Consider the following 19,432-nt stretch of genomic DNA (forward strand, 5'->3'; position numbering starts at 1 on the left):
GCGCGCAGTTAACTTTTAACTGCGCGCAAAGCTTCATTAATAAAAGCTCAATACCAGCGATATAAATACCCCCGTTACAAATAGCTGCACCACACAAAAACCCATGATATCTTTTGCTTTTAAGCCTGCTATTGCCAATACGGGTAATGCCCAAAAGGGTTGAATTAAATTGGTCCACGCATCGCCCCACGCAACAGCCATAGCAACGCGTGATATATCGGCGCCCAGCTCTTGCGCTGCGGGTATAACAATAGGTGCTTGTACTGCCCATTGGCCGCCGCCAGAAGGTACAAACATATTAACGAGTCCTGCACTTATAAAGCTAAAAAATGGCAAGCTATCGGCATCTGCTACGGCAATAAAACCACGTGATATTTGCTGCGCTAAACCGCTATCGACCATAACGGCCATAATCCCTGCATAAAACGGAAATTGAATAACAATGCCTGCGCCGCTAGGAATTGCTTGTTGTAAGCTATTAAGTAAGTTATGCGGTATTTGGTGTAATGTAATGGCTAAAAACAAGAACACCGCAATAACGCTATTAAGATTTAAGCTACCGCCTACAAATATAAAGTAATACGCCAAATAACACAGGCCGAGCAAGCCAATTGCTATGCCAAGCAGTTTACTGTGTTCTAAATGTTGAGCCGGGCGGGTTATGTTTTCATTATGAGCGGGGGATTCTTTTATTAGCGCTGGGTCTACATATACGCTGTTTTTATCACTGGGTAGCATGTAGCGGTTAACCAGCGGCATAATAATAAATAAGCCAATTAATATTGCTATGTTAAAACCAGCAAACAGTGTTTGTTCAGTACTAATTATACCAATGCTACTTTGTGAAAAGTGCCCCTCGGTAGCAATGGTGAGCGGGATAGAGCCTGCTAAACCGCCATGCCATACTACAAAGCCCGAGTAGGCACTGGCTACTAACAACCTGTAATCAACTTTTGTTTTTTTAGCAATGGCTTTAGCAAATAAAGCGCCAACCACTAAGCCAAACCCCCAATTTAACCAGCTTGCTAAGAGCGAGATAAGTGTGACTAAAATAATGGCTTTTGGCGCCGTACTGGCAAGCGTAGCTAGTTTTTCTAATAGTTTATTTATAGGCGGTGTACTTGCGAGCATATAGCCGGTAATAAGCACTAACAGCATTTGCATGGCAAAGCTCAGTAGGTTCCAAAAACCACTCCCCCATGCGTTAATAACTTCAATACTGGTTGAGGGGGTAAATAGGCTAGCGCCTAGTAAGGTAATAATGCTTAGCAATATTACAAATATAAAGGGATCGGGTAAGTAGCGCTCTACTAATTTAGTAAATGGTGTGGCAATTTTATTTAGCATAGTGTGTCTGTGTGTTTTTTATTCTTAATATAATTAATCATGCTCTTAGCTGATTAGCAAACCCGCATTTAGTCTTATATTGGTCGGGGTGGTTTACCTATAAAAGTTGAGCGAATTTTAATCCTAGAAGGCCAACAGCTCCTACTTAAAAGCTTAAACATTGCTTAAAAGCATGGCTTACAGTAACGTACTGTTTATAGATAATTTACTAACAAAGATTTTGTATTATGCCGGTAATATTTAAGAGGCTAGCGCTACTTGTTCGTGCTCATATTGATCAGTTGAGTTGGCAGGCAGTAGCACTTGCAATATTAACTCACATGTTACTAACGTGGGGGCTATTGTACGTAGCTAATGAGCATGCGCTTACATCGTTTACTACCTTTTTTTACTACTACACAGTTACAACCTCAACGGTGGGTTATGGTGATTTTAGCCCAACTAGCGAGCTCGGCCGCTGGGTTGTAGCATTAATACAAATTCCGTTTGGTTTAGCTTTATTTGGCGTTCTGTTAGGAAAAACAGGGCAAACAGTAACTTACTTAATTAGGCGCGCTATGACTGGTGATAAAAACTTTGCTCACAGTAACAACCACATCATTATTTTTGGTTGGCACGATACTCGTACAAAAAAGATGATTGATTATATTCTTGCCGATACCAAGCGCACTGACCGCCGTATTTTATTGGCGGTTACTGAGCAAATGGATCACCCATTTTTAACCAACGAAAACGTCGACTTTGCCCGTCTTACTAGCTTTACTGATTTAGAAGAGTTAGAGCGTGTTGCAATAAACCGTGCCGATAAAGTGATTATTGATGGCCAAGACGACGACCAAACATTTACAACGGCGCTGCGTATTAGTCGTTTAGTTAAAAAAGAGTGCCATATAAGCGCTCATTTTTTAGATGAAACCAAAGTAGATATGCTGCTTGAGCATTGCCAAAATGTTGAGTGCAGCAGTGCTAAATCGGCAGAGATATTAGTGCGTTCAATGCAAGATCCTGGCTCAAGCCGGGTACAAGAAGAACTGCTTTCTACTTTGCATGGCGATACTCAATTTAGTTTAGCGATCCCCGAAGGTTGTAGTGATATGGAATTTGGCACTTTATTTCATCATTTTAAGCATGACTACGATGCAATTTTATTAGGCATTGCGCATAACCTAAGTGCACAAAATATGGATTTAAACCCACCACTTGATTACAAAGTAAGTGAAGGCGATATATTACACTATATCGCGCTGGAGCGCGTTTTAACTAGCGAAGTGGATTGGCAGAGCTTGGCAAAATAATGAATGAAGTTGTATTTTTAATTATTATTTTAAGCGCTTATATTTTACCTGTCGTTATAGTAGTAAATAGTAAGCGCACCCAAGGCCACGAAAAAAACGGCTGGCTAATAGGCGTTATTATATTTTCGTGGCTTGGTCTTGTAATGTACTTTGCTATTGTGCCAAAGCATGGTCGCAAAAAAAGAAAGAAGAAAAAATCGTCATAATATTATTCTAATTGCTTAAGTTTATGCTCTATTAGCGGGTCGTCAGGCACAATTTGCTGTGCGACCTCCAATAGCTGAATTGCATCGTTGGGGTGATCATCTTGATGCTTAAGCGCCACATCAATTAATGGTTGAATATCAATTTTGGCCTGATGCTCCTGCACGTGCACTTCTTTTTCATCGGCTAAAATTTTATGTGCGGTACTTAACAATGCTAAGCGGTGAAGAGAGCTTGCATTAGCCTTATTCAGGCTCTGATAATACTCTTCTTTTAAACGCAGTGTTTTGGTTTGCAGGCGAAACTGCGCAATATCAATTTGCTGGTGGCGAATAAAATCGACAGCAACTTGTTTATAAAAACCAAATTTACTCAAATAAGTAGCATGAGTGCCGTGCCCCATACCAAATACACGCAAATGAGTCAGCTGCGGGTAACGCTTAGCATGTAAGCGGTCTATTTTATTGGTAGGGTCATAAATTATATACCCTTTAGCCTGGCCTAAATCGAGGTCGTTATACTCACTTTGCCAATCAAACTGTTGTGCAAGCGCAGTGCTTGAACGGTTATCCCAAGGGACTATTTCGGTATTTTTGGTACTGACAGGGTGAAAGAATAGCACGTGATCGAGTTTTAATAATTTTGCAAATGCGCCCACAGCAAAACCACCACGGCTTAAGCCATAGCCTAAACGGCACTTAAATGGGCTAAGTAAGGTTGATAGTTGTTCTAAAAAGAAAATCAAATTACGGCTTCTAAACCAATTACTTGTACCTAAGTGCTGAAATGAAATTACATTAACGTTTTGTTTTTGTGCTAAATGAAAACCCCAAGGGGCAAAGTTATCGGTCAGATCTTGCTCTTGTACGTTGGTACCTGCGGGGGAGAATGTAAAAAGCAGGGGCTTATTTATATCAACAAAGTCATATTTTACGTACACATCACCGAGTAAGTCACCGCCGTTTATAGGCAGCTTAGTTTGTTGTTCATCACGACAAAGCGTTAACCATTCATCTAACCAATACAGTAATTTCATTAATCCCCCAATTATATCTTGGCGGGGATCGTATCAAACCCGGCTAAAAGAGGTCAAACATAGCCAGGTTGTAAGCTAGATAAGTGTTTTTAATTGCTCATGGCAATTATTTCGTTCCAATCGTTTTTGGTAACTGGCATAACTGAAAGGCGACCAGCTTTTTTAAGCGCAAGCTCGGTTATAGCATTGTTAGCTTTTATATCTTTTAAGCTAGCTCGTTTATTTAAATGGTTTTTATATGTAACTTCAACAACAAACCAGCGCGGTTTATCATTAGCGGCCTTTGCATCGTAATAATCGCTACTTAAATCAAACTGTGTTGGATCTGGATAGGCCTCACATGTCACTGTGGCTATACCTACAACCCCTACAAGTTTGCAGCTTGAATGGTAAATCATTACTTGGTCGCCCAGCTTTATATCATCACGTATAAAATTACGCGCTTGATAATTACGTACACCTTCCCAAAGTGTCGTTTGGTTTGGTGCGTTTTTTAAATCATCAATTGAAAATGCATCGGGTTCTGTTTTAAACAACCAATAAGACATAGCGTCATTCCTAACAAAGATTTACATAGTTGTAGTCTATAGTATCATTAACTTATCAGGGGATTGAGGAAGAAATAATGAGCCAAGTATTAGATGATTTATTGTCGTTGTTAACGCTTGAAGAAATTGAGCAAGGTTTATATCGCGGACAAAGCCAAGATTTAGGTTTTGGTGCTGTATTTGGCGGTCAGGTTATGGGGCAGGCGCTTTCTGCTGCAAAAGAAACATTACCTGAAGGGCGAATAGTTCACTCATTACATTCTTACTTTTTACGCCCAGGCGATGCAGCTAAACCCATTGTCTACGATGTAGAAACCATACGTGATGGAAAAAGCTTTAGTACGCGCCGTGTAAAAGCTATTCAGTACGGTAAGCCTATTTTTTACATGACTGCGTCTTTTCAAGGTGAAGAAGAGGGTTTATCGCATCAGGCAACTATGCCAAATGTGCCGCCACCAGAAGAGCTGCGTTCATCACTTGAGTTTTACCAAGAAAATGCTGCACATATTCCAGAGGTAATTCGTAATAAGTTTATTCGCGAAATGCCAATTGAAATGCGCCCGGTGACTTTTCATAACCCATTTAAGCCTGAAGCAATAGAGCCGGTAAAGCACATTTGGTTTAAAGCTAATGGTGAAATGCCAGACGATCAGCGCATTCATAATTACTTACTTGCTTATGCTTCAGATTTTGAGTTTTTGCCAACTGCGCTTCAGCCGCACGGTGTATCGTTTATGCAGCCAAATATGCAAGTGGCGACAATTGACCATGCTATGTGGTTTCACCGCTCGTTTAGATTAGATGATTGGATTTTATATACAATCGACAGCCCAAGCGCTAGCTCAGGCCGAGGATTAGTTAGAGGACAGTTTTTTGATCGCCAGGGCAATTTAGTCGCTTCAACAATACAAGAAGGGGTTATGCGCCAGCGCTAACCCTTACACAGCGATAAAGTGCTAGTTGCACTGACCTTGCACTATATCGCTAATTGATTGCCAAATTCGAGCTGGCAATAACGTTTTAAGGTGCATGTAAGTTTCACAAAGTTGTGTGCTACCCACTAAACCGTTTTCACCTTCTGTTATTAAAAACTCACCGCGTAAGTTATCAATAAAGCTAACCAGTACTTTTTTGTCAAAAAACTCAGGCGTTTTAATACCATGAAGAGTCCCTAAGCGCTCTGCAAGTACTTGGCTTTCACGTTCAAGCTCAGCTTTTTCAATGCCATTACTGGTTTGAATAAAGCCAATAACAATAGCGTAACGTTGCAGTGTAAAGCTAAGTGCTCTGCCTAGCATTTCTAGTTTAGCTAAACAGTCATTTGTGTTGGTGATGTGAATATTATCACCATCAATTTCTATTAAGTTTTGATCTGCAAAGTTAGCCAAAATGCGTGTAATGTAGTTTTCATCCAGCTCTTGCAAGTACCACTCTTTAGCAAATAAAGGGTAAAACGCTTTTACTAATTGCTCACATTGTCCAATGGTTGTGCTGTGCTGCTTAAATAAGTGCAGCGCAAGTAAGCTAGGCACTGCAAACAAGTGCAAAATGTTATTACGATAGTAGTTGAACAAGATTTTTTCTTTTTCGCTAATCGCAATAATTTCACCAAATTCATCGCTAATCACTTCAAATTTATTAAGCTTTAAAGCATGCGTTAATAGCTGCTCAGGTGATTCATCTGGTGCGGTTACTTTTTCGCTATAGCTGGCATCGCGTTGCAGGCGTAAATAAAAATCTAGTTGTGCTAACAGCTTTGGTTTACTCAGTGCGTGCTTATCGTTAACTAGTAATATCATTGCTAGTAAGTTAACGGCATTAAGTGCAGCTGCATTGTTTATTTTAACCATTACCTGATCGGCAAGGGCGGCTACTTGTGGGCCTAGCCATTGTGGTTTTTGTACATCAGTTGGATGGATTGCATCGCGCCAATCTGGTTGGTTCTCATTTAAATATTGGTTTACAGAAATTGGATCGCCAAAGTTTAAATAACCACGCCCATAGTTTTTAAGGTTTTTAATGGCTTTAAATATGCCAAAAATAGACTCACCTTTTTTGTCTTTACCGGCCAGCTCTTTAAGGTATGTATTTATTTCCATTACGTGCTCGTAGCCAATGTATACCGGTACAATAGAAACAGGGCGGTCTATGCCACGTAACATAGCTTGTAGAGTCATAGCGAGCATGCCTGTTTTTGGCGGTAGTAGTCGCCCAGTTCGGCTGCGTCCGCCTTCAGTGTAAAACTTAACTGAGTAGCCTTTAATAAATAGCTGACTTAAATATTCTTTAAATACGGCCGAATATAGTTTATTACCAGCAAACGAACGGCGAATAAAAAATGCTCCCGAGCGACGAAAAATCCCCCCGGCAGGGAAAAAGTTAAGATTAATGCCCGCTGCAATGTGAGGTGGCACTAAACCTTGATGATAAATCGCGTAGGTAAGAAGCAGATAATCCATGTGGCTTCGGTGGCACGGCATATAAATAATTTCGTGGCCTTTATTAGTTAGCTCGTGGATTTGCTCTGTGTACTTTACGTCAATACCGTTATATAGCTTGTTCCATAACCATGTTAAAAAGCGCTCAGCCACACGTATCATTGCTTCAGAGTAATTTGCGGCTATTTCATCAAGTAACTTAAGTGCATTTTGGCGCGCTTCTGTTTGGCTTATATTTTTAGATTTAGCTTCATCTTGAATGGCTTTTTTTATTGTTGGTGAAGCAAGAAGAGAGTTAAACAATTGCTCACGAGAAGGCATTTTAGGGCCAGTTGCCGCAAGTTTTTGGCGCTTAAAATGTACGCGTGCAACACGCAGTAGTTTATGTGGCAGCTCACTTACGTCAGCTTTTTCATTAACTAATAATGATAAATCGAGCGGTTGGCTAAATCTAATAAAGTTATCTCGTCCAGAAAACAACACAACAAAAAACTTCCTAAACCAGCTTGGCGTAAGAGAGTGTGTTATTAAAGTACGTAGCCCTGGCTTTTCTTTACCAGGATCGCGCCCCCACAAAATAGTAACAGGCACTACCTGCACATTCTTTTGCCCACTATTTAATAAGTGCTCAACAATCTCTTTGCCTTGTGCAAGCGCATTGGTTGGTTTAGCTTCGTCACCAAATAGTGGCGGTGGATTTTTAATGCCAATAAAACGATCGAGTTGTTTATTACCTAATACTTGTTCTTCAGTTGGACTAGGTAAGCCATGCTTTTTACACACACGAGCAAGTGCCGCTAAGTCAAAGCGTGAATTTAGTCGCACTATATAAAATGTAGGATATTGAGGGTTTAGCTCATACTGCTCAATCGGATTCTCAGGAAGCACTTTGCTTTTAACTAGTAAGCGGCTTACTCCAGCAGAAAGAACATTTAAACAATAATTAAAAATACGCATCGCCTCACCATATTGAGAGTATTAAAAGCAAAATAAGCCCATAGGATACCATAATATCTGCTCAATCCGTTATTTTGCGTAATTGGTTATGAGCTAATAATTGACCGCAAGTGACAGTATAGGTTCAAGTATAGTTATTTATTATCTAGTACATAACGGGCTGTAGCTTATTTAATCGGATACTCGGTTTTAATTCTTTTCTAATTAGTTGTTGCATTTATCACCAATATCAATATAATACGCAGGCTTTCAAAATTCCCCCGGGAACTTGAAAGGATAAGTTAAGCTTGGATTTCAAGCTAATAAACAGGAGTTCCGATTTGGAACTCAACGTAGATATAGATTAACAACCGGCATCTTAATTATTAAGATTGTTTCGGTCGTTTTTTTATGCTCTTTAAATGCTCTTTATATTGAGGTTTAAGAATGTCAAATCAACGCATTCGTATTCGCCTAAAAGCTTTTGACCACCGTTTGATTGACCAATCAACGGCGGAAATCGTGGAAACTGCGAAACGCACTGGCGCACAAGTACGTGGTCCAATTCCACTACCTACACGCTTTGAACGTTTTACTGTACTTACATCACCGCACGTTAATAAAGACGCGCGTGATCAGTACGAGATCCGCACCCATAAACGTCTGATCGACATCGTAGAACCAACTGACAAGACTGTAGACGCTCTAATGCGTTTAGACCTTGCTGCTGGTGTTGATGTTCAAATCAGCCTGGGTTAATCGAAAGATTAGAGAGGTTATAGGAAAATGGCATTAGGTCTAGTCGGTCGTAAAGTGGGTATGACACGTATCTTCACTGAAGATGGTGTATCTATCCCTGTGACAGTTATTGAAGCGACTCCTAACCGCATTGCTCAGATCAAATCTGACGCAACAGACGGTTATAACGCGCTTCAAGTAACCGCAGGCACTAAAAAAGCAAGCCGTGTAAACAAAGCTTCAGCGGGTCATTTCGCTAAAGCTGGTGTTGAAGCGGGTCGCGGTCTGTGGGAATTCCGCCTAAATGGTGGTGAAGGCGATTTTGAAGTAGGCGCAGAGCTTACTGTTGAATTATTCAACGAAATCAACAAAGTTGACGTAACCGGTACTTCTAAAGGTAAAGGTTTCCAAGGTGGTGTTAAGCGCTGGAATTTCAGCATGCAAGACGCTACACATGGTAACTCTCTATCTCACCGTGCTCCTGGTTCAATCGGTCAAAACCAATCACCTGGTAAGGTGTTTAAAGGTAAGAAAATGGCCGGTCATATGGGTGCTGAGCGTGTAACGACTCAAAACTTAGAACTAGTTCGCGTTGACGCTGAGCGTAACTTGCTATTAGTTAAAGGTGCTGTACCTGGAGCTATCGGCGGTGACGTTATCGTTAAACCAGCTGTTAAAGCATAAGTCCTGGAGATTTAGTGATGGAATTAGCAATTAAAGACGCTTCTGGCGCTCTTGAAGTTTCTGAAGCTACTTTTGGACGTGAGTTTAACGAAGCATTAGTACATCAAGTAGTTGTTGCATACGCAGCAGGTGCTCGTCAAGGTACTCGTGCTCAGAAGACACGTTCTGAAGTAAGCGGTGGTGGTAAAAAACCATGGGCTCAAAAAGGTACTGGCCGTGCACGTGCTGGTACAATCCGTAGTCCAATTTGGCGTTCAGGTGGCGTTAGCTTCGCAGCTAAACCACAAGACCACAGCCAAAAAGTAAACCGTAAAATGTACCGCGGTGCGATCAAAAGCATCTTATCTGAATTAGTTCGTCAAGAGCGTTTAATCGTTGTTGAAAGCTTTGGTTTAGAAGCACCAAAGACAAAAGAATTAGTTTCTAAGCTTAAAGAACTTGAGCTTAAAGATGTTCTTATCGTGACTGAAGAAGTAGATGAAAATCTTTTCTTATCGGCACGTAACCTTTATAAGGTTGACACGCGTGATGTAGCTGGTATCGACCCTGTAAGCTTAATTGCTTTCGACAAGGTACTTATTACAGCCGCTGCTGTTAAGCAACTTGAGGAGGCGCTAGCATGATCCGTGAAGAACGTCTTTTAAAAGTGATCCTTGCTCCACATATCTCTGAAAAAAGCACAATTGCTGCTGAAGAAAACAACACGATTGTTTTTAAAGTAGTAAATGACGCAACTAAAGCTGAAGTTAAAGCAGCAGTTGAGAAGCTTTTTGAAGTAGAAGTAACGGGTGTTCGCACACTTAACGTTAAGGGTAAAACAAAACGTACTGGCGCACGTTTCGGTCGTCGTAGCGACTGGAAAAAAGCTTACGTTACTCTTAAAGAAGGCAGCGAGCTAGACTTTGTCGGCGGCGCCGAGTAATAAGGGGATAGAATTATGGCACTTCAAAAGTGTAAGCCTACTTCTGCGGGCCGTCGTCACCTAGTTAAAGTGGTTAACCCAGATTTACATAAGGGTAAGCCATACGCACCACTTTTAGAGAAAAACTCTAAATCAGGTGGTCGTAATAACAATGGTCGTATTACGGTTCGTCATATCGGTGGTGGTCATAAGCAGCATTACCGTTTAATCGATTTTAAACGTACTAAAGATGGCATTCCAGCCACTGTTGAGCGTTTAGAATATGATCCAAATCGTAGCGCAAACATCGCTCTTGTATTATATGCAGACGGTGAGCGTCGTTACATTATCGCACCTAAAGGCTTAAAAGCTGGTGATGCAATCCAGTCTGGTGTTGATGCACCAATCAAACCTGGTAATGCATTACCTATGCGCAATATGCCTGTAGGTTCGACTGTTCACAACGTAGAATTAAAACCAGGTAAAGGTGCTCAAATCGCACGTTCTGCTGGTGCATACGTTCAAATCCTTGCTCGTGATGGTCAATATGTAACATTACGTCTTCGTTCAGGCGAAGTTCGTAAAGTTGAATCTGATTGTCGTGCGACTCTAGGTGAAGTAGGCAATGCTGAGCATATGCTTCGTTCACTTGGTAAAGCAGGTGCAAATCGCTGGCGTGGTATTCGTCCGACAGTTCGTGGTGTTGCCATGAACCCGGTTGATCACCCACACGGTGGTGGTGAAGGTCGTACATCTGGTGGTCGTCATCCTGTGTCTCCATGGGGTAAACCGACTAAGGGTGCGAAGACGCGTAAGAACAAGCGTACGGATAAATTTATAGTACGTCGTCGTACTAAGTAATATTGAGGAATAGCCATGCCACGCTCTCTCAAGAAGGGTCCTTTTATAGACCTACACTTGCTGAAGAAGGTAGAGAAAGCTTTGGAAAGCGGTGAAAAGAAGCCAATTAAAACTTGGAGCCGTCGTTCAATGATCATACCTAACATGATCGGATTGACCATTGCTGTCCATAATGGTCGCCAGCACGTGCCAGTTTTCGTTTCTGACGAAATGATTGGTCACAAACTAGGTGAATTTGCACCAACTCGCACTTACCGTGGCCATGCTGCGGATAAGAAAGCGAAGAAACGATAAGAGGGGAAGATAAATGCAAGCATTAGCTAAACATAAATTCGCCTCTGGTTCGGCGCAAAAAGCTCGTCTAGTTGCAGACCAAATTCGCGGACTACCTGTAGACCGCGCATTAGAAATCCTGGCGTACAGCCCTAAAAAAGCGGCTGTATTAGTTAAGAAAGTACTTGAGTCTGCTATTGCTAACGCAGAGCATAACGAAGGTGCTGACATTGATGAGCTTCGTGTAACTACGATTTTTGTGGACGATGGTCCAACAATGAAACGTATTATGCCACGTGCTAAAGGACGCGCAGACCGCATCCTTAAGCGTACAAGCCACATCACTGTTGTGGTTTCAGATAGCTAGGAGTATAAGTAATGGGACAAAAAGTTCATCCTACTGGTATTCGCCTAGGTATATCTAAACCTTGGGTTTCTACCTGGTACGCGAGTTCAAAAGATTTCTCTGATCAGCTTTTTGGCGATCACAAAGTACGTAAATTCCTTACTAAGGAATTAAAAGCGGCTTCTGTGTCTAAAATCGTTATTGAGCGCCCAGCTAAATCTATCCGTGTAACAATTCATACGGCTCGTCCGGGTGTTGTTATCGGTAAAAAAGGCGAAGACGTAGAAAAATTACGTCAAGCGGTAACTAAGATTGCTGGTGTACCTGCTCAGATTAATATTTCTGAAGTACGTAAACCAGAACTTGATGCACAACTAGTAGCAGACGGCATTGCCTCTCAACTAGAGCGTCGTGTTATGTTCCGTCGCGCTATGAAGCGTTCGGTACAAAATGCAATGCGCATCGGTTCTAAAGGGATCAAAGTTGAAGTTAGCGGTCGTCTTGGCGGCGCAGAAATCGCACGTTCAGAATGGTATCGTGAAGGTCGTGTACCTCTACATACTCTTCGTGCTGATATCGACTACGCAACTTCTGAAGCCTTAACCACTTATGGTATCATTGGTGTTAAAGTTTGGATCTTCAAAGGCGAAGTTATTGGTGGTTTACCACTAGTACAAGAGCAAGAGAAGCCAGCTAAACGCGCACCAAAGAAAGCCAAGAAAAGTGCTAAGTAGAGGTAGCGAGTAATGTTACAGCCAAAACGTACAAAATTCCGTAAAATGCACAAAGGCCGCAACCGCGGTTTAGCGCAAAACGGTAACAAAGTAAGCTTCGGTACTTTCGGTTTGAAAGCTACTGGTCGTGGCCGCATGACTGCTCGTCAAATCGAAGCAGCTCGTCGTGCTATGACGCGTCACGTGAAACGTCAAGGTAAAATCTGGATCCGTGTCTTCCCTGACAAGCCGATCACAGAAAAACCTCTTGAAGTTCGTATGGGTAAAGGTAAAGGTTCTGTTGAATATTGGGTTGCTGAAATTCAGCCTGGTAAAGTACTTTACGAAATGGAAGGTGTTTCAGAAGAGCTTGCTCGTGAAGCGTTTGACCTTGCAGCTCGTAAACTGCCATTCAAAACAACTTTCGTAACTCGGACGGTAATGTGATGAAAGCAAGCGAACTAAAAGATAAAAGCGTAGAAGAGCTTAATGCTGAACTTCTAGGACTTCTTCGTGAGCAATTTAATATGCGCATGCAAGCAAGCACTGGTCAGTTAGCTCAGACACACACGCTAAGAACAGTACGTCGCGATATCGCGCGTGTAAAAACAATTATTAACCAGAAGGCAGGTCAATAATGAGCGATAAAATTCGTACTCTTCAAGGCCGTGTAGTAAGCGACAAGATGGAAAAATCTTTCACTATCGCTATCGCACGTTACGTGAAGCACCCAATCTATGGGAAATTCATTAAACGTACAACTAAGCTACACGTACATGACGAAAACAACACAGCAAAAGCGGGTGACGTAGTTACTATCCGTGAATGTGCACCAATTTCTAAGAATAAATCTTGGACTTTAGTAGACGTTGTTTCTAGTCCAAAACAAGCTTAATTTTTAATTAAGTTAGTTTTGTAAAAAAGCCCCGGCATTAGCTGGGGCTTTTTGTTTGCGTTTAAAAAAGCTGTAGGTGTGAAGCTTTCAGTTGTCAGCTGTTCTAAGTGAAGTAATACCAACCTGCATAAATCTTTGATCAATTTAACGAATTAAATTGCACTATAACGTCGTTAAAAATTTTTATTTAGAACAACTAGATACAAAAATTTTTGCCTAGTTCTAGCGTGATTTTCTTAACGTTAAATAGACCTCATATATAAGCAGATTGGTATAAAGCGCCGTAACTTGGTGAGTCTAGAAGTCCCGAGGAGAAAGAGCGCCACGAATATGTAAGAGTAGGTAATACCAACCCGCAATAGTACTAAATCTATTTGAGGGATTAAATTTGACGCTAACTGCGCTAAAAATTTCTGATATACGACTGCGTGGATGCTGAAGGTAGAGCAATGCAGGATCAATTGCTGAGAACAATTAAATAAAAATAAGGGGTTTATAAATTAATAAACCTATGCCTTTGTGTAAATAGGGCGGTAACAATAGATATTAATATGCACACTACAGAGGCTACAACTAGGATGCGGTTCTCGATTCGACTTACTTGCCTTTCGCCTACAATTTGGTAGGTAACATCTCCTTCAATAAACCGCTCACCTTGATATTGCTGACTTACATTAAACGCTAAAAAATCATCTAGTTTTGCCTGATAGGTAAAGTAGGTTTCTGGATAAAAAATCTCGTAGTGGGTACAAAGCCAAATGGTAATAGCCAAAATTAACATCAAAGTACACACTATCGCTAACTTAGGAGTTTGTGCTGCCTTTATGGGAGAAGCCGGTAAATATTCATTAAAGCTAATGCCATAACAGCTACTTAATTTTTCAAGTACTTCGGGAGATGGTATGAACTGCCCATTTTCAAGTTTTGATAGATATGATTGTTGAAGTCCAATTTCGCGTGCAGCAAAAGCTTGAGTCCATTTTTTATCTGATCTTAGGCGCTTTAACTCCATTCCCAACGCTTGCATAAACCTTGCTCTTATTATTAGTAAACAATTTTATTATCGCTAAAAATTGTATTTATAAATACCCTAATAAGTAATATTCATACCTATTAATACAAAGAATATTATGAATATTAGTAGCTTATATATTAAATAGCGCAATTTCAGTTATGCTCAACCCTAACGCTACTAAGGAGCTATAAAATGTTAAACAAATATACTTGCGCTATTTTAGTGCTTATAGGAGCATTTTTTTATACGAATGCTAGTTATGCTGAGCCTGTTTTTGCAATTAAAGCCAGTATTTATAAACTTAAAAACCAAGTTACCGTTGATAGTAAAATTGAAGAAACCCTAAAAAGCTTGAGTCCTATCCATCAACCCCAGTTACTTACTTTGTTAGACAAAAGTGCGCTGATAGAAATTGGTGATGAGAAGAAGCTAACAGCGCTAGAGGTAAAACCAAATAAAGATGGCAGCTACTTTAATGCCAGTATGAAACTTAAAGAGCAAGTTGATGGGAAGTGGCAATCTATCTCTTCTTTTATGCCGCAGATCCCAAACGGTCAAACAGTCTATTTAAGCCGAACTTTTACAGATAAGGTTTGGCTTATTAAAATTACAGGTAAACGCTACGAGTCGTTAGAGTTAGGACAGCAGGCACTAAGTAATAATAATTGGTAGATAAGCATACTTACGTTGAGTTGGAGGCTTGTTTGCTACAATAAAAGTTTCATATTACTTATTTGGAAAATACAAATATGCGCGCTAGTATGTTCCAATAAATATACATGGAAAGTAGCATGACCAAGCAGTTAGTTTTAATTATAGGTAATGGCCCTGTAGAAGACGATATCAGTAAATCGATAAACAGCTTTGATAGAGTGGTGCGTTTCAATATGTGTGCAAACATGCCAGAACACTTAGGTCTTAAATGTACTGATTTATGGTTAGTCGGTAGGGGTAAGCAAGGTTTAAAATTTACCACGGCATTTCCAGCTATAGATATAAAGCGGCTGCAAAATGTCATGATCACCGACCCTAAACCTAATTTATTTACTCAAACCTTTTACAAGCTAATTCAGCGTAAGGGCTGTATTGATCATGGTAATAAAATAACGCTCAAATATAGTGAATATGCAAATGTAGACCGAATTCCTCTGCGCGAAAAAAATGCTTTTTTAAAACATTTGCATATTTTTGGCAAACCCGCTTTTAAACCAAAAGCGCCAAGCTCTGGGGTGTTAGCTATTGAGTACTTTTTAAAGCAACAAGCACAAGTGTATATTACCGGCTTTGGTTTTAAGGGGTGGAAACGCCACCCCTGGAATCTAGAAAAGCTGTATGTGGAGTCACTTATTGCTGAGCAAAAAGTACAGGTATTAAAAAGCCCCAGTCAGTGCTGAGGCTAAAACCTTATAAACTATTTACTACCAAATCATGTCTACAAATTCAGGGTGGTCGATATACGGATTACGATTCCCTTGAAACTCATAAACGGCTTGGTTGCGGTCAAGCTCCATTTGGCTAACAGGGTCTGCGTTATGCCAATTAAGCAGCATGGTTACAACCCAACTCTCGAATACTTGATTGCTTGTACCATTAAGTACTGCATTACTTGCAGTTGTGTTATTTTGCCACGAACCTATTACGTTCTCGTAGCGCGTAGCCATATAAAAATAAGCACGCGCAAAGTCACCCTTAAACTCATCTATTGGCTCAAATACAGTACCAGAGTAGTTTAATGAACTTGTTGCTGTGCCTACCTTGCTACCGTTAGTTGATGTAAATGATGCACTAGCTACTTCACCAAATGGATAGTTACTACGTTTTGAGTTTACATAACCGTCAGTTGCGTAAATGTGGTGCACGTCTGAATTCATTGGCTCATTTGTGCCGCCAAACCAGCTTTTAGGGAACGAATGCTCACGGTTATAGCAATTACCTTCTCCACTATAATTACCACACTGATCGCTTACAGCAGTGTATGTGTAACTATCGCTGCCGTTAGGCTTTTCACTGTACATATCTAAAATGCTGTTATCGTTTTCAAAGTATTTATCGCGTGCTGATGAATCGTAAAAATTCCAAATAGCAGAGTAACCTTGCGAGCTGTGGTTGTTGATAATGTTGTAAAGCTCAGTTTTTAAAGCATAACCGGATAGCCCTTGAGTTGTAACATAGTATCCCGTAGGCGTTGGGTTTGTTCCATCGCCATCACCTAAAGTAAATGAAGTGCTGTCGGTACTGTTAAAGCTTGCACCATTTGCAAGCTCTGTAGAGCCTTGAGTAAGCGTATAGCTACCGTTGCCAACATTACAACACATGCCGTCTCCGTAGCTGTCACTTACAACAAGTGTATATGCGCCATCAGTTAAGCACAGTTGTTCATTGTATTGGGTGTTTGATGCATAACCACTGCCATTAGCAACGCTGCTACCTTGGTCATTATTAACCGCCCAGCTGGTTTCGCTACCGTAGTTATCTGTATTCAACGTCAAAGTGAGGCTATTGTCGTTGCAACTTGTTGAGGAGCTGCCATCGGTATTAGGTAAAAAGTTGTCGATATAAACGGTTTCACTACCATCAAAGCCGCTTACATCATAAAAGCGAAGCCCTACATTAATTATTTTATTACTGCTTGGCGTATAGCTATGGCTTATAGTTTGCCATTGATTAGTTTGTGCTTGGTTTGAATAGCCTTGATAACCATCTATATACAAGCGTGCTTTAACTTTACCTTCGGTGTGGTAAACATCCACAGAAAATTCATATGTTTTACCTGCTTCAACGCTTATTTGTTGTAGTAGATCGGTATTGCTTTGCGAAGCTGTCTTTACATTTATAGCTGCGGCGCTACTACCGCTTTTAACTGTACTGGTTGAGTGCGTTAAGCTGATTCCGCTATCAATGGTGGTCCAAGAGCTAGGTGTATTGCCAGTCCATTGTTCAAAGTCACCATTGGCTACGTTAGCCATAGTGGGTAGGGCTGCTAATAATATAGCGCTGCCTAATAATTTAGTTTTATATTTCCCGTGTAACATGGTTGTTCCTATTTTTATAGTTGAATAAATAACATACACTAATGGCGCTTGGTTACAAAATTGTTAAATTTAAACTTAATGAAATAGCAATAATAAGCCTTTAAGCTGTTTTTGAAGGTCTTTATATAAATTAATAACTAAATGGAATAACAAAGCAGATTCTATTCTTTTTTTATAAACGCATAGCCCGTTATCCTTCACACTTAGAAAACCTCAACAGAGACGCTCTGCAAGAGGGAAACTCATTTTCAACAATGCTTAAATTGCATTGTGTTTAATTTTTCAGGGTTATGGGGAATAGATTCATGTTGTTAGGTCAACTAAACGCTGCGGCAAGCCCGCTAACGCAAGAGCAAGTACAGAAGCTGCAAGGCTTAGTGGCTGAACTTAATCCAATTCAACAAGCGTGGGTAAGTGGTTACTTAGCCGCTAATGCAAACTCGGCTGCATTAGGTGGCCCAGTTGCAAATACACCTGCTGCAGGCGATGCTGCACCGTTAACTATTTTATATGGTTCTCAAACAGGTAACGCAAAAGGCGTAGCAACTAAGCTAAAAGAGCAAGCCGAGTCGCGTGGACTTGCTGTTAAGTTAGTAAGTATGTCGGATTACAAACCAACAGCCCTGAAAAAAGAAAAGTTTTTAACCATCGTTGTATCTACATACGGTGAGGGCGAGCCGCCAGAAGATGCAGAAACATTACATGAATTTTTAGCCACTAAAAAAGCACCTAAATTAGATGATGTAAAAGTAGCTGTTATAGGTTTGGGTGATTCTAGCTATGAGTTTTTCTGCCAAACAGCCAAAGATTTTGAAGAACGCTTAAATAAACTAGGTGCGCAAACTATCTATCAACGTGCTGATTTAGACGTAGATTACGATGATGAAGCTGCAGCGTGGATTGCAGGCGCAATAGACGCTTTTGAGCCAGATTTAAAAGCGCAGCAAGATGCGGCGGGCGGCCAAGTTGTGTCAATGCCGTTTGGTGCGCCAACGGCTGCAGCAAGCCAATACACCAAGCAGAATCCGTTTGAAGCAGAGCTTTTAACAGTTCAAAAAATTACTGGCCGCGATTCTACTAAAGACGTACGCCATGTTGAAATTTCGCTTGAAGGTTCTGATATTACCTACACACCAGGTGATTCATTAGGTGTGTACTTTTTAAATGACGATGTATTAGTTGATGAAGTACTTACACTTACTCAAATAGATGCAACAAGCATTGTAAAAGTAGGCGAAGAAGAGCTAAGCGTACGTAACGCCTTAATTGAGAAGCTAGAGCTAACTCAGTCATACCCAGGATTTGTAGAAAAATATGCAATTGCTACGGGCACGCCAGAGTTACTTAAGCTAGTTGAAGATAAAGCTGCAATGCGAGCATACATTGAGCCTCGCCAAATATATGATGTTATTCGTCAAAACCCAGCAAAGCTTGATGCGCAAACGCTAGTAGATTGCTTACGTAAATTACAAGCTCGTTTATATTCGATTGCCTCTAGTCAAAGTGAGGTTGAAGACGAAGTACATTTAACACTAGGTTTAGTGCAGTTTGATGCATTTGATAGCGAGCACTTAGGCGGCTGTTCTGGTTACTTAACTCGTCGTGCTGAAGAAGGCTGTAAAGTTAAAGTATTTAGCGAACATAATGATAACTTCCGTTTACCAACAGACGACAATACATCAGTGATTATGGTTGGCCCTGGCACCGGTATTGCGCCATTCCGCGCATTTTTACAAGAGCGTGACTCGCGTGAAGCACAAGGTAAAAACTGGCTGTTTTTTGGTAACCCACACTTTACTCAAGACTTTTTATACCAAGTAGAAATTCAAGGTTATTTAAAGTCAGGTTTACTTAATAAAGTAGATGTTGCATTTAGCCGTGACCAAGCAGAAAAAGTATATGTACAAGACAAATTACGCAGTAACAGCAAAGGCGTATTTGAATGGCTAGAAGCGGGTGCGCACTTATATATTTGTGGCGATGCAAACCGCATGGCAAAAGATGTACACAATGCACTTGTTGATATTGTTAAAGAAAACACAGGCAAGAGCAATGAAGACGCAGAGCAATATTTAAAAGACTTACGTAGCGCTAACCGCTATCAGAAAGACGTGTATTAATCACGTTTCTTATTTTATTAACAGCTAGCAGCCGTCACTGTAACAAATTT

At 40.7% G+C, this 19,432-nt stretch carries 23 protein-coding genes; 17 read left to right on the plus strand and 6 right to left on the minus strand.

All coding sequences use genetic code 11. From position 1 onward, the window contains the following. Positions 1-36: 36 nt before the first annotated feature. Positions 37-1,347 carry a short-chain fatty acid transporter gene (locus ATS74_RS12300; protein ID WP_058549194.1) on the minus strand — a complete coding sequence of 437 codons (1,311 nt, stop codon included), beginning with the start codon at positions 1,345-1,347 and terminating at the stop codon, positions 37-39. A gap of 227 nt (positions 1,348-1,574) precedes the next feature. On the opposite strand from ATS74_RS12300, the gene ATS74_RS12305 reads away from it, so the two are divergent. Beyond that, positions 1,575-2,642: a potassium channel family protein gene (locus ATS74_RS12305; protein WP_058549195.1), complete on the plus strand. Its 1,068-nt coding sequence runs from the start codon at positions 1,575-1,577 to the stop codon at positions 2,640-2,642. Further along, positions 2,642-2,848 (plus strand): PLDc N-terminal domain-containing protein, encoded by a 207-nt coding sequence (locus ATS74_RS12310; protein ID WP_058549196.1) that lies wholly within the window; start codon positions 2,642-2,644, stop codon positions 2,846-2,848. Before ATS74_RS12305 ends, ATS74_RS12310 begins: the two co-directional genes overlap by 1 nt. A gap of 2 nt (positions 2,849-2,850) precedes the next feature. Here the strand turns inward: ATS74_RS12310 and ATS74_RS12315 are convergent, their stop codons facing one another. Continuing rightward, a complete protein-coding gene (locus ATS74_RS12315) occupies positions 2,851-3,882 on the minus strand; it encodes a hypothetical protein (protein WP_058549197.1) in 1,032 nt (343 codons plus the stop codon). 89 nt (positions 3,883-3,971) lie between these two features. After that, entirely contained in the window at positions 3,972-4,430 is a 459-nt protein-coding gene (locus ATS74_RS12320) for an EVE domain-containing protein (protein ID WP_058549198.1), read from the minus strand. A 77-nt stretch (positions 4,431-4,507) separates the two neighbouring features. Here ATS74_RS12320 and tesB point away from each other — a divergent pair, with 77 nt between their 5' ends. After that, positions 4,508-5,365, plus strand: a complete 858-nt coding sequence (gene tesB / locus ATS74_RS12325) for an acyl-CoA thioesterase II (protein WP_058549199.1) — start codon at positions 4,508-4,510, stop codon at positions 5,363-5,365. A gap of 21 nt (positions 5,366-5,386) precedes the next feature. On the opposite strand, the gene plsB is transcribed toward tesB, so the two are convergent. Further along, a complete protein-coding gene (gene plsB, locus ATS74_RS12330) occupies positions 5,387-7,825 on the minus strand; it encodes a glycerol-3-phosphate 1-O-acyltransferase PlsB (RefSeq protein ID WP_058549200.1) in 2,439 nt (812 codons plus the stop codon). Positions 7,826-8,251: 426 nt separating this feature from the next. Here plsB and rpsJ point away from each other — a divergent pair, with 426 nt between their 5' ends. From rpsJ to rpsQ, 11 genes are read left to right on the plus strand one after another with little or no spacing between them, the layout of a single operon-like run. Then, positions 8,252-8,563: a 30S ribosomal protein S10 gene (gene rpsJ / locus ATS74_RS12335; RefSeq protein WP_002957900.1), complete on the plus strand. Its 312-nt coding sequence runs from the start codon at positions 8,252-8,254 to the stop codon at positions 8,561-8,563. Between the two features lie 27 nt (positions 8,564-8,590). Further along, a complete protein-coding gene (gene rplC, locus ATS74_RS12340) occupies positions 8,591-9,226 on the plus strand; it encodes a 50S ribosomal protein L3 (protein WP_016709048.1) in 636 nt (211 codons plus the stop codon). Positions 9,227-9,243: 17 nt separating this feature from the next. Beyond that, positions 9,244-9,849 (plus strand): 50S ribosomal protein L4, encoded by a 606-nt coding sequence (gene rplD / locus ATS74_RS12345; RefSeq protein WP_004588686.1) that lies wholly within the window; start codon positions 9,244-9,246, stop codon positions 9,847-9,849. Next, positions 9,846-10,148 carry a 50S ribosomal protein L23 gene (gene rplW, locus ATS74_RS12350; RefSeq protein ID WP_054206127.1) on the plus strand — a complete coding sequence of 101 codons (303 nt, stop codon included), beginning with the start codon at positions 9,846-9,848 and terminating at the stop codon, positions 10,146-10,148. Before rplD ends, rplW begins: the two co-directional genes overlap by 4 nt. A gap of 15 nt (positions 10,149-10,163) precedes the next feature. After that, positions 10,164-10,988, plus strand: coding sequence for a 50S ribosomal protein L2 (rplB, locus tag ATS74_RS12355; RefSeq protein WP_007376192.1), 825 nt, complete (start codon positions 10,164-10,166; stop codon positions 10,986-10,988). Between the two features lie 15 nt (positions 10,989-11,003). Beyond that, complete coding sequence (rpsS, locus tag ATS74_RS12360) at positions 11,004-11,282, plus strand: 30S ribosomal protein S19 (RefSeq protein ID WP_004588689.1); 279 nt, start codon at positions 11,004-11,006, stop codon at positions 11,280-11,282. 13 nt (positions 11,283-11,295) lie between these two features. Then, on the plus strand, positions 11,296-11,628 hold the full coding sequence (gene rplV, locus ATS74_RS12365; protein WP_004588690.1) for a 50S ribosomal protein L22: 333 nt from the start codon (positions 11,296-11,298) through the stop codon (positions 11,626-11,628). Positions 11,629-11,639: 11 nt separating this feature from the next. Next, positions 11,640-12,341, plus strand: coding sequence for a 30S ribosomal protein S3 (rpsC, locus tag ATS74_RS12370; RefSeq protein ID WP_058549201.1), 702 nt, complete (start codon positions 11,640-11,642; stop codon positions 12,339-12,341). 12 nt (positions 12,342-12,353) lie between these two features. After that, positions 12,354-12,767, plus strand: a complete 414-nt coding sequence (gene rplP, locus ATS74_RS12375) for a 50S ribosomal protein L16 (RefSeq protein ID WP_002957890.1) — start codon at positions 12,354-12,356, stop codon at positions 12,765-12,767. Further along, entirely contained in the window at positions 12,767-12,958 is a 192-nt protein-coding gene (gene rpmC, locus ATS74_RS12380; protein ID WP_054206130.1) for a 50S ribosomal protein L29, read from the plus strand. Before rplP ends, rpmC begins: the two co-directional genes overlap by 1 nt. Further along, on the plus strand, positions 12,958-13,215 hold the full coding sequence (gene rpsQ, locus ATS74_RS12385) for a 30S ribosomal protein S17 (RefSeq protein ID WP_006791355.1): 258 nt from the start codon (positions 12,958-12,960) through the stop codon (positions 13,213-13,215). The genes rpmC and rpsQ overlap by 1 nt, the downstream gene beginning before the upstream one ends. A gap of 493 nt (positions 13,216-13,708) precedes the next feature. On the opposite strand, the gene ATS74_RS12390 is transcribed toward rpsQ, so the two are convergent. Then, complete coding sequence (locus ATS74_RS12390) at positions 13,709-14,242, minus strand: helix-turn-helix domain-containing protein (RefSeq protein ID WP_058549202.1); 534 nt, start codon at positions 14,240-14,242, stop codon at positions 13,709-13,711. Between the two features lie 180 nt (positions 14,243-14,422). Between ATS74_RS12390 and ATS74_RS12395 the strand changes: the two genes are divergently transcribed. Beyond that, the gene (locus tag ATS74_RS12395; protein ID WP_058549203.1) at positions 14,423-14,902 is read left to right on the plus strand and encodes a hypothetical protein; all 480 of its coding nucleotides are present in this window, start codon (positions 14,423-14,425) and stop codon (positions 14,900-14,902) included. Between the two features lie 119 nt (positions 14,903-15,021). Next, positions 15,022-15,624 (plus strand): hypothetical protein, encoded by a 603-nt coding sequence (locus ATS74_RS12400; RefSeq protein ID WP_058549204.1) that lies wholly within the window; start codon positions 15,022-15,024, stop codon positions 15,622-15,624. A 24-nt stretch (positions 15,625-15,648) separates the two neighbouring features. On the opposite strand, the gene ATS74_RS12405 is transcribed toward ATS74_RS12400, so the two are convergent. Then, positions 15,649-17,262 carry an endonuclease gene (locus tag ATS74_RS12405; protein ID WP_058549205.1) on the minus strand — a complete coding sequence of 538 codons (1,614 nt, stop codon included), beginning with the start codon at positions 17,260-17,262 and terminating at the stop codon, positions 15,649-15,651. A 305-nt stretch (positions 17,263-17,567) separates the two neighbouring features. Between ATS74_RS12405 and ATS74_RS12410 the strand changes: the two genes are divergently transcribed. After that, positions 17,568-19,382, plus strand: coding sequence for an assimilatory sulfite reductase (NADPH) flavoprotein subunit (locus tag ATS74_RS12410; RefSeq protein WP_058549206.1), 1,815 nt, complete (start codon positions 17,568-17,570; stop codon positions 19,380-19,382). Positions 19,383-19,432: the final 50 nt, after the last annotated feature.

The organism is Pseudoalteromonas sp. H103 (assembly GCF_001469205.1).
Lineage (GTDB): Bacteria > Pseudomonadota > Gammaproteobacteria > Enterobacterales > Alteromonadaceae > Pseudoalteromonas > Pseudoalteromonas carrageenovora.

Bases quoted from the DNA above. Each gene is read 5' to 3' on its own strand.
- ATS74_RS12300 (WP_058549194.1), bottom strand. From the start codon at position 1,347: ATGCTAAATAAAATTGCCACACCATTTACTAAATTAGTAGAGCGCTAC.
- ATS74_RS12305 (WP_058549195.1), top strand. From the start codon at position 1,575: ATGCCGGTAATATTTAAGAGGCTAGCGCTACTTGTTCGTGCTCATATT.
- ATS74_RS12310 (WP_058549196.1), top strand. From the start codon at position 2,642: ATGAATGAAGTTGTATTTTTAATTATTATTTTAAGCGCTTATATTTTA.
- ATS74_RS12315 (WP_058549197.1), bottom strand. From the start codon at position 3,882: ATGAAATTACTGTATTGGTTAGATGAATGGTTAACGCTTTGTCGTGAT.
- ATS74_RS12320 (WP_058549198.1), bottom strand. From the start codon at position 4,430: ATGTCTTATTGGTTGTTTAAAACAGAACCCGATGCATTTTCAATTGAT.
- tesB (WP_058549199.1), top strand. From the start codon at position 4,508: ATGAGCCAAGTATTAGATGATTTATTGTCGTTGTTAACGCTTGAAGAA.
- plsB (WP_058549200.1), bottom strand. From the start codon at position 7,825: ATGCGTATTTTTAATTATTGTTTAAATGTTCTTTCTGCTGGAGTAAGC.
- rpsJ (WP_002957900.1), top strand. From the start codon at position 8,252: ATGTCAAATCAACGCATTCGTATTCGCCTAAAAGCTTTTGACCACCGT.
- rplC (WP_016709048.1), top strand. From the start codon at position 8,591: ATGGCATTAGGTCTAGTCGGTCGTAAAGTGGGTATGACACGTATCTTC.
- rplD (WP_004588686.1), top strand. From the start codon at position 9,244: ATGGAATTAGCAATTAAAGACGCTTCTGGCGCTCTTGAAGTTTCTGAA.
- rplW (WP_054206127.1), top strand. From the start codon at position 9,846: ATGATCCGTGAAGAACGTCTTTTAAAAGTGATCCTTGCTCCACATATC.
- rplB (WP_007376192.1), top strand. From the start codon at position 10,164: ATGGCACTTCAAAAGTGTAAGCCTACTTCTGCGGGCCGTCGTCACCTA.
- rpsS (WP_004588689.1), top strand. From the start codon at position 11,004: ATGCCACGCTCTCTCAAGAAGGGTCCTTTTATAGACCTACACTTGCTG.
- rplV (WP_004588690.1), top strand. From the start codon at position 11,296: ATGCAAGCATTAGCTAAACATAAATTCGCCTCTGGTTCGGCGCAAAAA.
- rpsC (WP_058549201.1), top strand. From the start codon at position 11,640: ATGGGACAAAAAGTTCATCCTACTGGTATTCGCCTAGGTATATCTAAA.
- rplP (WP_002957890.1), top strand. From the start codon at position 12,354: ATGTTACAGCCAAAACGTACAAAATTCCGTAAAATGCACAAAGGCCGC.
- rpmC (WP_054206130.1), top strand. From the start codon at position 12,767: ATGAAAGCAAGCGAACTAAAAGATAAAAGCGTAGAAGAGCTTAATGCT.
- rpsQ (WP_006791355.1), top strand. From the start codon at position 12,958: ATGAGCGATAAAATTCGTACTCTTCAAGGCCGTGTAGTAAGCGACAAG.
- ATS74_RS12390 (WP_058549202.1), bottom strand. From the start codon at position 14,242: ATGCAAGCGTTGGGAATGGAGTTAAAGCGCCTAAGATCAGATAAAAAA.
- ATS74_RS12395 (WP_058549203.1), top strand. From the start codon at position 14,423: ATGTTAAACAAATATACTTGCGCTATTTTAGTGCTTATAGGAGCATTT.
- ATS74_RS12400 (WP_058549204.1), top strand. From the start codon at position 15,022: ATGACCAAGCAGTTAGTTTTAATTATAGGTAATGGCCCTGTAGAAGAC.
- ATS74_RS12405 (WP_058549205.1), bottom strand. From the start codon at position 17,262: ATGTTACACGGGAAATATAAAACTAAATTATTAGGCAGCGCTATATTA.
- ATS74_RS12410 (WP_058549206.1), top strand. From the start codon at position 17,568: ATGTTGTTAGGTCAACTAAACGCTGCGGCAAGCCCGCTAACGCAAGAG.